This window comes from Sphingobacterium spiritivorum ATCC 33861 (genome assembly GCF_000143765.1).
GTDB classification, from domain to species: Bacteria; Bacteroidota; Bacteroidia; order Sphingobacteriales; family Sphingobacteriaceae; genus Sphingobacterium; species Sphingobacterium spiritivorum.
In genome coordinates this window covers 1,504,265-1,517,913 of record NZ_GL379770.1, presented here as the reverse complement: position 1 = coordinate 1,517,913, position 13,649 = coordinate 1,504,265, and the positions used below count along the sequence as shown (strand labels likewise).

General features: G+C 38.2%; 14 protein-coding genes. 9 read left to right on the top strand and 5 right to left on the bottom strand.

Features of this window, described 5'->3' with window-relative positions; genetic code table 11:
• The 7 genes from HMPREF0766_RS06685 (at position 1) to HMPREF0766_RS06655 (ending at position 7,261) form a co-directional block, all read left to right on the top strand.
• The gene (locus HMPREF0766_RS06685) at positions 1-453 is read left to right on the top strand and encodes a GNAT family N-acetyltransferase (protein WP_002994790.1); all 453 of its coding nucleotides are present in this window, start codon (positions 1-3) and stop codon (positions 451-453) included.
• 78 nt (positions 454-531) lie between these two features.
• A complete protein-coding gene (locus HMPREF0766_RS06680) occupies positions 532-1,359 on the top strand; it encodes a DUF3298 and DUF4163 domain-containing protein (RefSeq protein ID WP_037459980.1) in 828 nt (275 codons plus the stop codon).
• Between the two features lie 8 nt (positions 1,360-1,367).
• Positions 1,368-2,630: an aspartate kinase gene (locus tag HMPREF0766_RS06675; protein WP_002994788.1), complete on the top strand. Its 1,263-nt coding sequence runs from the start codon at positions 1,368-1,370 to the stop codon at positions 2,628-2,630.
• A complete protein-coding gene (locus tag HMPREF0766_RS06670; RefSeq protein ID WP_002994787.1) occupies positions 2,631-3,815 on the top strand; it encodes a class I SAM-dependent methyltransferase in 1,185 nt (394 codons plus the stop codon).
• Between the two features lie 50 nt (positions 3,816-3,865).
• Entirely contained in the window at positions 3,866-4,855 is a 990-nt protein-coding gene (locus HMPREF0766_RS06665) for an LLM class flavin-dependent oxidoreductase (RefSeq protein ID WP_002994786.1), read from the top strand.
• A 696-nt stretch (positions 4,856-5,551) separates the two neighbouring features.
• A complete protein-coding gene (locus HMPREF0766_RS06660; RefSeq protein WP_002994785.1) occupies positions 5,552-6,358 on the top strand; it encodes a hypothetical protein in 807 nt (268 codons plus the stop codon).
• Positions 6,359-6,361: 3 nt separating this feature from the next.
• Entirely contained in the window at positions 6,362-7,261 is a 900-nt protein-coding gene (locus HMPREF0766_RS06655) for a TIGR01777 family oxidoreductase (RefSeq protein WP_002994784.1), read from the top strand.
• A gap of 91 nt (positions 7,262-7,352) precedes the next feature.
• Here HMPREF0766_RS06655 and HMPREF0766_RS06650 read toward each other — a convergent pair whose 3' ends face one another.
• The 3 genes from HMPREF0766_RS06650 to HMPREF0766_RS06640 form a co-directional block, all read right to left on the bottom strand.
• Positions 7,353-8,819: a L,D-transpeptidase family protein gene (locus HMPREF0766_RS06650; RefSeq protein ID WP_002994783.1), complete on the bottom strand. Its 1,467-nt coding sequence runs from the start codon at positions 8,817-8,819 to the stop codon at positions 7,353-7,355.
• Positions 8,820-8,991: 172 nt separating this feature from the next.
• Positions 8,992-9,276 (bottom strand): GNAT family N-acetyltransferase, encoded by a 285-nt coding sequence (locus tag HMPREF0766_RS06645; protein WP_002994782.1) that lies wholly within the window; start codon positions 9,274-9,276, stop codon positions 8,992-8,994.
• A 167-nt stretch (positions 9,277-9,443) separates the two neighbouring features.
• Positions 9,444-9,839, bottom strand: coding sequence for a single-stranded DNA-binding protein (locus HMPREF0766_RS06640; protein WP_002994780.1), 396 nt, complete (start codon positions 9,837-9,839; stop codon positions 9,444-9,446).
• 188 nt (positions 9,840-10,027) lie between these two features.
• Between HMPREF0766_RS06640 and HMPREF0766_RS06635 the strand changes: the two genes are divergently transcribed.
• Positions 10,028-10,390 carry a hypothetical protein gene (locus tag HMPREF0766_RS06635; protein ID WP_002994779.1) on the top strand — a complete coding sequence of 121 codons (363 nt, stop codon included), beginning with the start codon at positions 10,028-10,030 and terminating at the stop codon, positions 10,388-10,390.
• 140 nt (positions 10,391-10,530) lie between these two features.
• Entirely contained in the window at positions 10,531-11,262 is a 732-nt protein-coding gene (locus HMPREF0766_RS06630; RefSeq protein WP_002994778.1) for a DsbA family oxidoreductase, read from the top strand.
• Between the two features lie 107 nt (positions 11,263-11,369).
• Here the strand turns inward: HMPREF0766_RS06630 and HMPREF0766_RS06625 are convergent, their stop codons facing one another.
• On the bottom strand, positions 11,370-12,137 hold the full coding sequence (locus HMPREF0766_RS06625) for a hypothetical protein (RefSeq protein WP_002994777.1): 768 nt from the start codon (positions 12,135-12,137) through the stop codon (positions 11,370-11,372).
• Positions 12,138-12,164: 27 nt separating this feature from the next.
• Positions 12,165-13,331 (bottom strand): glycoside hydrolase family 27 protein, encoded by a 1,167-nt coding sequence (locus tag HMPREF0766_RS06620; protein WP_002994776.1) that lies wholly within the window; start codon positions 13,329-13,331, stop codon positions 12,165-12,167.
• Positions 13,332-13,649: the final 318 nt, after the last annotated feature.

Genomic DNA, 13,649 nt, shown 5'->3' with positions numbered 1-13,649 from the left:
ATGCAGGAAGTAATTATACGCGAGGCTGTGAAAACAGACTGTCCGGCCATGCTTGAACTCATAAAGGAACTGGCTTTATTTGAAAAAGCTCCGGAACAAGTCACTGTAACTATGGAAGAATTTGAAGAATCCGGTTTTGGAAACAATCCGGTTTGGGGAGCATTTGTAGCTGAAGTATCCGGCAATATCGTCGGTATTTCGCTTTATTATATACGTTACTCTACATGGAAAGGACGGAGACTCTATCTGGAAGACCTTATCGTAACAGAACAGATGCGCGGAACAGGAATAGGTAAAAAACTGTTAGACCAAACAGTTGAATACAGTAAAAGTAAAGGCTATTCCGGCATGATGTGGCAGGTACTGGACTGGAATACACCTGCAATAGAATTTTATAAAAAATATCAGGCAACATTTGATGGTGAATGGCTGAATGTCAGCATTAATCACTAAAAGAAAGATATTCTTCCACATATTTTAAATATGGGAAGCGGCTTTCTAATCATCTTAAACAAACACTTTCATAAAAAAATGGGGATAGGAAAAATGAGGTATGGGATAACATGTGGAATCTTTGCTGCACTACTTTGGACAAGTTGCCATTCCGGCAATGAAGGACAGGGAGATTCACAGGTGGCGCGGGATACACTACGGTATAAACTGGTAGATTTTTATGAAAACAGCCCCTATTTTATTGAAGGAGAATCCGGCATTGACACCACTTATTTTAAAGCTTCCTACCCTTCATTTGAGAATGACAAGATCAATCAGTTGCTACGATCGTCCATCCTTATTGACGGAGAAGACAGTGTCCGTCAGGCTGCGGAAAGTTTTTTAGGCGGTTTTAACGAGTTTGTGGAAGATGCTGCCAATCCGAGCTACCATATCGCCTGGTTCAGAGAGCTGCATAGCTATGTGGTGCTGAATAACACCCGGATCCTATCTATCGCTACCCAGATCGATGACTTCAGCGGAGGAGCACATGGCAATCATGTCATGATTCTTTCCAATTTTGACATCCTCAACAATAAAAAAATCACCTTACCGGACCTGATCAGTAAGGAAAAACAAAAAGAATTGCTTAAAATTGCGGAAAAATATTTTCGGAAAGCTGAACGTCTTAAAGACAATGAAAACCTCTCCGGAAAATATTTTTTTGAAGATGGAAAATATGCTTTAGCAGAAAACTTTGCATTGGAAAAGGACAGCCTGCTGTTTTATTACAATCCATACGAAATCAAATCTTATGTAGAAGGAAGTACCGCATTGCGCATCCCCTACCAGGAAATTGAACATCTGCTCACCGATTCCGGTAAAGTATATCTTCAGCAAATTAGTAGCAATCAACCCAAAACATAGTAATATCAATGCAAGTATTCAAATTCGGAGGAGCTTCGGTAAAAGATGCGGAAAGCATAAAGAATGTGGCTTCCATTATTCTGAAATATAAAGAAGAACCACTTCTGGTCGTTGTATCTGCCATCGGAAAAACAACTAATGCCTTAGAAGAACTTACCAAAACTTTTTTTCAGCAATCCGGAGATGCCTTTGAACTTCTGAATGAGGTCAAAAAAAGTCACTTCTCTATTCTGGATCAGTTATTTGCAGATCATTCACATCCGATTTTTGACGAAATTGCAAATGCATTTGTTGAAATTGAATGGATACTGGAAGAAGAACCACTGGATACTTACGATTACCTGTATGATCAGATTGTATCATTAGGCGAGCTTCTTTCCTCCCGTATTATATCCGCATATGCCGCTCATGTAGGCGTTCGGTCCAGATGGACAGATGCACGTGACTATATTTTCACGGACAACACCTATCGTGAAGGAAAAGTAGACTGGGAGAAAACAGAAGATAAAATTCGCGAAGAACTTCCTATACTTTTAGATGATTATGTATTGATCACACAAGGTTTTATAGGCTCTACTTCTGAAAACTTCACTACTACCCTTGGACGTGAAGGTTCGGATTATTCAGCGGCGATATTTGCAGCCTGCCTGAATGCAGAATCGGTCACCATATGGAAAGATGTGCCCGGAGTACTGAATGCTGACCCCAAATGGTTTGAGAAGACACAGCTTATTCAAGAGCTTTCCTATACGGATGCTATAGAATTAACATATTACGGTGCAACGGTAATCCATCCCAAGACCATCAAGCCGCTGCAAAACAAGAAAATTGCCTTACATGTCCGTTCTTTCATAGACAGTACGCAGCCGGGTACGACGATCAAAAGCACGAATCAGACATTACCTGTTCCTTCTTTTATATTTAAGGTCGATCAGGTATTTATAAATATATCTCCCCGTGATTTTTCATTTATCGTAGAAGACAATCTGAGCCATATCTTCAATCTTTTTCACCTGCACCGCATAAAGATCAATATGATGCATAACAGCGCAATCCAGTTTTCTGTAGCTGTAGACAATACAGGTGATAATGTAAAGACATTACTTGAAGAACTGGAGAAAAGATATAAAGTGGCAGTAGAATCAGGTCTTGAACTAATCACTATACGCTATTACAATCAGGAAACAATAGATCGTGTATTGCTGAATAAAGAAATTATTAAAGAGCTGAAAGACAGTTATACCTGTCAAATGCTTGTTAAAAACAAATAATTGAATTACAATATATTACAAAAGGAAGTTCAACAATTTCTTCAGGACAACAGTAAGGCGACACCTTCTGCAATTGCGCTGAAGAAAAGTCCTTTTGCAGCTGTCTCTTCTGCAGAACTGGCTACCCAGCTGGATGGAAGGCAACGTATCACCCGAAAATTACCGAAGTGGGCAAATACCCCGGGAATATATTTTCCGGAGAAACTGAATCTAGAACAATCCTCCTCCGAACAGACAGCAGAATTCAAGTGTAATATCATCAAACCTGATAGTACAGTCCTTGATATGACCGGCGGTTTCGGTATAGATACTTATTTTTTCGCTACAAAAGCCAGTCAGGTGACACATTGTGAAATCAATACTGCCCTGTCTGAAATTGTCCAGCATAATTTTGAAACATTAGGGGTCAGAAATGTAAAATTTGTATCAACAGATGCTGTAGCTTATCTAGAACAGCTGCCTGATAATAGCTTGGATTATATCTATATTGACCCTTCGCGAAGAGTCAACACCCGAAAAGTATTTCTGTTAGCAGATTGCGAACCTAATATTGCAGATCTTCAGACCTTGTTTTTCACAAAAGCGACGACTATCATCAGTAAAATCGCTCCGTTAATGGATATTTCTACAGCTCTGGCGTCTTTGAAGTATGTAAAAGATGTCTATGTAATCAGCGTAGACAACGATTGCAAAGAGTTGCTCTTTGTGCAGGAAAAGGGGTATCAGGCAGAACCGGAAATACATAGTGTCCGTCTGTTTCAAGGCAGTCAGCAAGAGCTCAGCTTTACTTATCAGCAGGAACGTCAGGAAACAAATTCCTACAGTACTGCACTGGCTTATCTGTATGATCCGGATGTAGCTATTACCAAAGCCGGCGCATTTAAAACTGTCGGTAAGCAATATCAACTGCATAAATTACATTCCAGCACGCATCTGTATACAAGTGCAGAACTGAAAACTTCCTTTCCAGGAAGAATATTTGCTGTGACGCAGACACTCCCCTACGCTGCTTTTAAAAAAGCTGATTATCCCAGACAGGCCAATATTATCGCCAAAAACTTTCCGGACAAACCGGAGGAACTCAGAAAACGCTGGAAAATCAAGGACGGAGGAGAACAATTTCTGTTTTTCACTCAGGATCAGGACAATAGTTATATTGTAATAATGGCCTCCAGATTACATTAATCCTACATTTTCATTACAATTCTCCCTGATCGGACTTGTATCTTTATGCTATGAAAAAAATCAAATTCTCTGCTTTGGAATTGGCTCCTGTAAAAAAAGGAGGAACCCCTAAAGAAGCAATTGACCGTGTTGTTACTGCCGCAAAACATATAGAAACATTAGGTTACGAACGTCTTTGGCTTGCTGAGCATCATAATATGGAATATATTGCCAGTTCGGCAACCGTCATCCTGATCAGTCATGTCGCAGCTCACACTTCTACCTTAAGAATAGGTTCAGGAGGAATTATGTTGCCCAATCATGCACCTCTGGTCGTGGCTGAACAGTTCGGCACACTTGAAACACTTTACCCGGGACGAATTGATCTTGGATTAGGAAGAGCTCCCGGCACCGATCAGCTAACAGCTATGGCACTTCGCCGCAATAATATGCACACGCAATTCTATTTCGCAGATGATGTCAAAGCATTGCAACAGTTTTTTAGTGAGGACAATTTCAATGCTAAAGTCCGTGCATTTCCTGCTGAAGGGCAGCATGTACCCTTATGGATATTAGGTTCGAGTACAGATAGTGCTCATCTGGCAGCAGAACTGGGACTTCCTTACGCTTTTGCCTCACACTTTGCTCCTGCTATGCTGAAAAGTGCTATGGAGATTTATCAAACAAACTTTAAACCTTCAACACAGTTGCAGCAACCTTATTCTATTGCATGTGTCAATGTTATCGGAGCAGACAGCAATGATGAGGCTGCACATCTGGCAACAAGTTTGTACAATCTGTTTGCAGGTATAGTTACCAATACCCGCAGGCCACTTTCTCCACCGACAGAACAACCTATTTATGCCGGTATCACAGAAATAGAACAAGCCGTACAAAGCATGGTCTCCTGTACATTCACCGGGAATGAAGAATCCTTAAGGAAAGAACTCCATGCATTCGCTGAAATGTACCATCTGGACGAAATCATGACTACATCTTATATCTTTGATGATGACAAACGTCTCAGATCTTACGAGATTCTGCAACGAGCACTCTCCTGAAGATAAAAGCTAATTATTGGTAGGGATAGCTTTAAACCTGATTCATGCATCTGTTGCTGTCCCTACCAATAGTAATACATAGCACCATTATCACTTTTAACCTCTCTGCCCTGCGGGCATCTCTCCTTAAAAAGGAGAGAATTAAACAAGGTTAACCTTGGTATTAGTCTGGCGTAAGTCTCAGATTGTAATACAATAGATATACATCACAAGCACCGCTCCGCTAAAGCATGCGCTAGATGGGGAATTAACCAGGTTTCACCCTTGATATTTGTCTGGCGCAAGCATCCGCTTGTGCCTATATTGTGTTGCCAGTGTAAACAGCAGTAAACGCCGTTGTTGCATCTGTTGATATCCTACCAATAGTAATACATAGAACCATTATCACTTTTAACCTCTCTGCCCTGCGGGCATCTCTCCTTAAAAAGGAGAGAATTAAACAAGTTTAAACCTTGGTATTAGTCTGGCGTAAGTCTCAGATTGTAATACAATAGACATAAATCACAAGCACCGCTCCGCTAAAGCTTGCGCTAGATTAGATTAGGAATTAACCAGGTTTCACCCTTGATATTTGTCTGGCGCAAGCATCCGCTTGTGCCTCTATTATGCTTCTCAGTGATGGATCACCATTTTTTCGCTTCCGTTGTTACTTAACATGCGATATTTGTTTACCTTTATGATAAACTACTACTACTTATGTATAAAAATTGTCTTTTCGCATCTGTTATTATTCTTGCTATGGGATGTCAGTCTTCCGGAACAAAATCCGGAAATACAGTCGACACGATATCACATCAACCTAAAAAAGATAGTATTACAGATACTTTACAGCAAGTAATTCAGCAGCCGGCACCAGCTTCTGAAATAAAAGAAAGCCATGTGTTTTTCGACGGAACTTACAGGTTAGAGGAAAATGAAAAATCTGATTTTCTTCCCGGCACTCAGTGGCTGAGTTTAAATGAAGCGAATGGTCAGTTTGAATTAGCAAAACCAGATTATACAATCGAAAAAGGCTACGATGAATGCAGTGGTATGAATACAGAAAGCCTGAGCTCCAAACATAAGACACTGGTATATCTGGATTTTCCTCAGTTAAAAACAGGAAAAGTAAACTCCTTAAAAATTTCAGCAGCTAAGATATGGCCTAAGGAATCTGCATCTTTTGATTTTCAGGGAAGTAAATATATTCTAAAAGGTCTGGGAAAGATACTATCTACAGAAACGCATCTTCTGGATGATGATAAACAAGAGAAATTCCATGAAGTAAAAGATTATTCCCTTACATTATCCATTGACGGTAAGGATCAGGGAATTATGCTAAACGAAAGTTCATTCAATGACACCTTTATGGAACTTGTTTTTGTTGGTGATCTGGATAGAGACGGTAAACTGGATTTTGTCTTTCAGGTACCAAGAGATTATGAAGAAGAGCGGGTTGTTGTATTACTATCTTCAGAAGGCTATACTAAACAATATACAGCAAGCAGACAATTTGACTGTTAATCTATGAAAGAAATAGTACTTATAAGCGGAGCCAATGGACTCGTTGCAAAACATCTGACTACTCTGTTACGTAATAAATACGAATTACGTTATCTCACGCGACATAAAAAAACTGCGAATGAATATGAGTGGGATATTGAACAGCACCGTATTGATGAACAGGCATTTGATCAGGTAGCGCATATTATTCACCTTGCGGGTGCAAATATTTTTGACAAGCGATGGACATCAAAACAAAAGCATAATCTAAGAAGCAGCCGTATAGACAGTGCGCAACTTATCTTTGATACGTTGAAAAAACGAAACCAGCAAATCAAAACATTTATATCCGGTTCTGCCAGTGGTTACTACGGTATGGTTACTTCTGATCATGTATTCAAAGAATCCGATAGCCCCGGCAATGATTTCCTTGCGGATCTAACCAAAGACTGGGAAGCAAAAGCGGATCAATTTGAAAATGAAGGCCTTGCTGAACGTGTCGTAAAAATCCGGACTTCAATTGTTTTGGCAAAAGACGGGGGTGCCCTCCCGCTTTTGAAGCGTGTAACAAACCTGTATTTGAATACAGCCTTAGGTAATGGCAAACAATATTTCCCCTGGATACATATAGATGATATTACAGGTATTATCGCCTTTGCACTGGACCATCAGCATGTAAATGGTCCTGTCAATGCCGTAGCATCTGAACATGTTAACAACAGGGATTTCACTTATAAACTGGCTCAACATCTTCATAAACGTATAATCTTGCCTGCTGTCCCTGAGTTTATACTTAAAACTATATTAGGAGAACAGGCTGATATGATCCTGAAAGGATCCAGACTTTCTAACGATCGGATCAGACAACTGGGTTATGAATTTAAGTTTCCTACTTTAGATCGTGCATTAGAAGATACATTGTAATCAGAAAGAGTATAAAAAATCGCATCGGACTAAACCCCGATGCGATTTTGTGTTTTAATTTCAGAAGGTTGTGATTCTGAAATCTTATTAATTAAAGGCTATAATACTTTTTCATTGCCTTTTTTAGTCGTTCATCATATCCGTATATATCCGGCAGCCTGTATAATTTTCCGTCATCATCTACCCATGTTGTATAATAGGTAATATATACAGGAATTGTTTTTTTCATCATTACCCAGCGGCTTTTATTAAGGGTATCTGCAATTTCAGTTGCAATCTGTTCGGCTTTCTTGTCATCATTTACTAAAAATGCTGCCAGTGCTGCAGGTCTTTCTACCCTTACACATCCGTGACTCACAGCTCTGTTCTTTGCAGAAAACATTTGTTTGGCTGGCGTATCGTGAAGATAAATGGAATAAGGATTTGAAAATATAAATTTGATGTTTCCTAAAGAGTTATCTGCTCCGGGATTCTGTTTGAATTTAAAATTTAATACCGAGTCCGAAGACCAGTCTACCGTATTTGGATCGACCATCTGACCTTTTTTATTATAGGCCACCATATTACGGGATTCCAGATAGTTTGGATTAGAGCGGAGGCTGGAAATAAGTTCCTTCTTAACAATACTTACGGGAATATTCCACACGGGATTGACCTGCATACGATCCAGTTCACCACTTAATACCGGTGTCTCATGATTGTCTGTTGCTCCTGCTCTTCTTGCATAAGGGCCGTAAATTGTCTCCCCTACACATACATTCATGACATCCTTTGTCTTCCGGTTGTCTACCATACGTAGTTTTTGTTCAGGAATATTCACAACAACATATTTCTCCGGGAAATCTTTGCCCATCCAGCGTAATTTTTCCAGCGTGAGACAGATGTTTTCCTTGTCTTCTTTATTAAGTCCGCCTTTTTGCAACAGCTCTTGCAATTTCAGGTAATAGGAATTCTTAGGCTGTATATCGGCCAGATACTCCTTAACATCAGTGCTGTCCAGAACTCTACGGGCCTCCTGCTTGGTTACTTTATGCATTTTCTCAAAATAGCGGCCGTATAATTGTTTTGGATTCACAGCCCCACCCCTCAGAATACTGATATAAGTAATATATCCGTCTGTTGCAAGTAAATCAAGTTTAGCGAGTAAAGGATAGATATCCTCTACTTTACCTGATTTCACAGTATTTAATTTATCAAAGCTTTCTTTGATCTGATTTGTATGAAAGTATGCCGCAGATAAACCGTGTTTATCTGACTGCTCAAGATACATACATAGTGTATCAACTATGCCCCTGCTAAGATTTCTGCTGATAAAAGTCATCCCTGAAGTAGAATCAGCAAATTCGGTAACCCACTTTGGATTATGAAGCTGACTTTTATTCTTTGAGAGTTCTTGCTTAAATACGGCTAAATATGCAGTGGTATCAAAATTCCTGTACCCCTTTTGCTGAAATACTTTAGCGAGTTCATCGCCAAAAGTTTCTTCTCTATCGGTATTACATGAACTTATAAACCATAATACTAACAACAAAAAAATTCCAAATTGTATCTTCCTCATATGTCTTATTCAAAAGTGGGCAAATATACCACTTGTTGTATGGCTATACCTCAAATTGATTGCCAGTAATTCAGATTAGACATAAAAGAACAGTAGAACTTGAAAATTGCAGCTTTATATCCACAAAAATCATTTGCCGATCAGTGCTGTACTGCACGAATCCGCAGGTTATTTAGTCTGCAGCTAATACATCCTGAAAAGCAGGAGTTTTATCAAAAACAGATTTCGCAAACGGACATTGCGCAACAATTTTCAGATCATTCTTGCGTGCATAATCTACTGCTTCCAATACCAGCTTTTTGCCAACTCCCTGACCTTCAAAATGAGAATCTACTTCTGTGCTGTCAATAATTAGTCTGTCCTCGCCTTCTTCATAATGCATCTGACCGCTTTGCTGATCATCAATATACGCTGTAAACACACCATTTCTTCCGTTACTAGAATTCCTTATTTCCATATGTATAAAATATTAAACAGTGACGCTTACATAACACATATTGTACAATATTTGTTTAGGAAAAAGCGATTTTTAAGGTCAGAAATTATCTGGACTTTAACAACAGGTACCCGGAATAAAAATAGTATTATTCGCAGATACCTGTATCCGACAATCAGATCAACCACTCAGAAAGGTAAGTCCTGCTCTACCTGTTCCTGCAGCAGATCAGCATGATCTCTGGGATTACTGTTTTTATCCAGTATCTGTAATTGTCTGACTTTGACTTCAGTAACGAACTTCTTATTTCCATCCTTATCTTCATAATCCCGGTATGTAAGCATTCCCTCTATCATGATTTGTGTACCTTTAAAGCATTTATGCTCTACTACCTGAGTAAGATTGCCCCATACAACCAGATTATGCCAGAGTACATTCTCCACCCATTCACCCTGCGCATTTTTATATACTTCATTGGTCGCTAAACGGAGCTGAGCCATTTTTGATCCTTTGGCTGTGGCTTTGATTACAGGATCGATCCCTAATCTGCCTACTAATTGAATACTGTTTCTTAAAGTGTTCATAACAATAAAATTTTGAATAAGTAAAAAAAATTAATTAACTTCCTGATTCTGTAAAGTGATTACTATTCACTTCCGAAGCACTGATACAAAGTTGCAGAAGGCGAACAGTAATATCCGGTAATTAAACATTTATTACCATTTATAAACGTTTATAAGCGTTTATAAACGGTTAGAAAAGCTGCATATACATGAAAATAGCAGAAAGAGTATGCATAGAATGCAACAGTCCTTTAAAAGGAAGATCAGACAAACGATTTTGTGATGATGGCTGCCGAAATAATTACAACAACCGATTAAATAGTGACCAAACGATTTATGTACGAACAGTCAATACTATTTTGCGCAAAAACAGGAAAATTCTGATGGAAGCACTGACAGAAGACCATAAGGTAAAAGTGGGTAAAACAGATCTTAATGAAGCTGGATTTCAATTTGATTATTTTACACATCAGTATAAAACAACAGCGGGTAAGATATATATGTTTGTATACGAATATGGTTACCTGCCTCTTAATGATGATCAAATACTTCTGGTCAAAAAATTTAAATAAATCATATTTGTCATATGCTTGTAATGGACAAATCATGTAATTGCAACATTACAAAGGAGTGCCGTTTGAAGTCTATTGAAAGACCCTAACATCCTTACTGAATTCGTTAAATTTGCCTCGGTATTTTAGAACTAAAAAAAATGAATACAATTCAAACAAGTAAAATGCAGGTCGAGATATGGAGCGATATCATGTGTCCGTTTTGCTATATCGGGAAACGTAATTTTGAAGGCGCATTGTCCAAATTTGCTAATTCTGAAAATATAGAGATTATCTGGAAAAGTTTTCAGTTAGATCCTACATTGCCTGAAAAAGAAGAATTTGATCATATACAATATCTTGTCCAACGGAAGGGTATGCCTGCCAATCAGGTACATGCGATGTTAGATCAGGTAACTCAAACAGCAAAAAATGCGGGTTTGGATTATGATTTTGACCATGTCGTCACCGTCAACTCTTTCAATGCGCATCGGGTCATTCAATTTGCAAAGACTAAAGGTTTGGGTGATGAAATTGAAGAGCGCTTTTTTAAAGCCTATTTTACTGAAGGTAAAGATATTGCTGATCGAAAAGTACTCTCCGCATTGGGGCAGGAAATCGGGCTGACAGAAGACGATATCGAACAGGCACTATCAAATGATGAATATGCATACAGAGTAACGCAGGATATACAGGAAGCACAGAGTATCGGTGTAAGAGGCGTACCATTCTTTGTCTTTGACCGTAAATATGCTGTTTCCGGAGCACAACCAACACAAGCATTTGCAGATACATTGAATAAGTCATTCGCTGAATGGGCTGCTAAAAATCCGATATCACCTTTTATTGTCAGTGACGGTCCTTCCTGTTCACCGGACGGACATTGTGAATAAATAGAATACGCAAATAATAGGTCAAGCAATCTAAAAGATATACTTTAGGTTGCTTTTCTTATGATTAGAGGTTTATTTAAAGGTTTTGATCCCTTGACCATACTTATCTATTCATCCATTTCAAATAAAAACCTTGTCGTACCGTCTTTGGAATTTATTATTCTTTTGTTCTTCAAAATGCCTGATAATTCTCTCTGTGTCAGCACAAATTCGTTCAAAAAGTCCTTTTCAACCATTCCCTGCCCACCAATAAATTCATAATGCCCTTTTACATTTTCGGCTTCAATATTCCTTAATGTACTCAATCCGTAAGAAATATCATTTATAATTATACTGTCAGGAACATACCAAAACAGAAAACCAGTATTTATTTTTAAGGGCTCTGCATCAATCCTGAAGGCTGTCAGTTCCCTCCCGTTTAGTGCATAGCCTAATAATTTTCCTTTTAGTTTTCCCTCATTTAGACTGTCAATATTTATACTTTCCGCATCTGCTTTAGCAAAATCGCCGAGTTTGGTCTGATTTATAAAAAAAATTGTACGATTTAAGGATAAACCACAACTACCTTTATTAAAAACCATATATCCATTACCATAGGACGCAACTCCGAAAATTAACATTGCTGGAATTATCCATACTCTCGAAAGTCCCCTTATCCTCCAAATACCAGCAATAAATAAAGCTGCTGAACAAATGATAAAAATATAGCCTATAAATCTGGATGTAAAAACAGGATAATAGGCCCTGCAATTTGAACTACAGCCACAGCCAAAGTCGCTATAATAAAAAACTTCCAGGGAATAGTACAATGATCCTAAACAGATAACAATAAATAATGTAGTTCCTATTCCAATAAGCTTTTGTATATTCGCCATTTATTAACCTGACTGCTTGATATAATATCAGATACTGACCTCCAGCACTACAATACCATGCGCAGGAATAGTAAATTTTCGTTCCTTCCCAATCTTACCTAATGAACGGTGTAACCAGAGATCGCGTATATTACTACCTGCAGTAAGTCCAACAGATCGCGCATCTAATGTATAATCAACAGCCCTGTTCTCACGGTTCATTATAGCTATTGCTTTCTTCTTTTTGTTTGACAGCAGCTTCTCCCAAACTTCTATATTACCTTCACGAAGGACACTTCTGGCCTGGTAGAACAACTTGTCCTGATTCAACGCAATTAATTCTTTATTGGTCAATATTTCTATAGTTTGCTTAGATATCGTACGCAGATCATTTCCTGCCATCAAAGGTGAATTGAGCATACACCACATAGAGAAATGTGTCTTATCTTCTTCATAGCTCATCCCTCTGCCAACCTGTAACATATCCATATCATTATAATGTCCAGGTGAAGAATATTTATACAGATTTCTGTTTAAATCTATGATTTCTAATACCGAGTCAAAATTATTACGTATATCTCCTGAGATCCGCCATGAATCCACTAATTTGATTGCCCATTCCCCCGGAAACTGCCAGCGGCAAAGATTGAAACCAGCTTCTGGCTTGACTTCTTTAACAGCTTTCACAATCTTAGTATATTGTTCTTCCTCATTTAATTTCATTTCCTGTCCGCCACACCAGTCCACTTTAATAAAATCAAAATTCCATTCGCCGAAAAATAACTCTGCGTCTTCTTTTTCATGCCCGTACATTCCTACTCCTACACCTTTGGTATCATTATCCCACATCGATCCACAGGTATTCTTACCTCCCTCTGAGTATAATCCTGCCTTTAAACCTTTGCTATGTACGTAAGCTGCAATAGCTCCCATCCCATTAGGAAATTTTGTACTGTCAACATACAGTTTCCCATTCTTATCCCGGCCTCCAAAATAACCATCATCAACATTGATATACCGATATCCTGCTTTATACAAACCGGAAGAAATCAGAGCATCCGCCTGTTCTTTAATCAATTTTTCATCAATGTGAACACGGAAACTATTCCAACTGCTCCACCCCATTATCGGCGCTTTAGCAGATTGTCCATAAGTGTTTAGATTGCATAACTGCGTCAACAGGACTACAGCAAAGGCACAAAATTTAAGTTTCATGACATAAATATATACACTTATACATTAAATCCAAACATATCAAATTATTTTCTGTAAAACTATAACTGCCGGCATCAGAAGCATTTAAAAAATACCGAAACATTAATACTATAATACATATACAATAATTTGCATAACTATCAATTTAAACTTTCTTAAAAATAAAATATAAAACTATGAAAAAGTAATATACTCAAAAAGTAAAAAATAATAAGTAAAGACTAATTAACAAATTACTATTATAACACCTTATCAAGTCGTTCATGATGATAACGCAGACAGGATTTAAAACATACTAAATCCTTTAATCAACTCAAA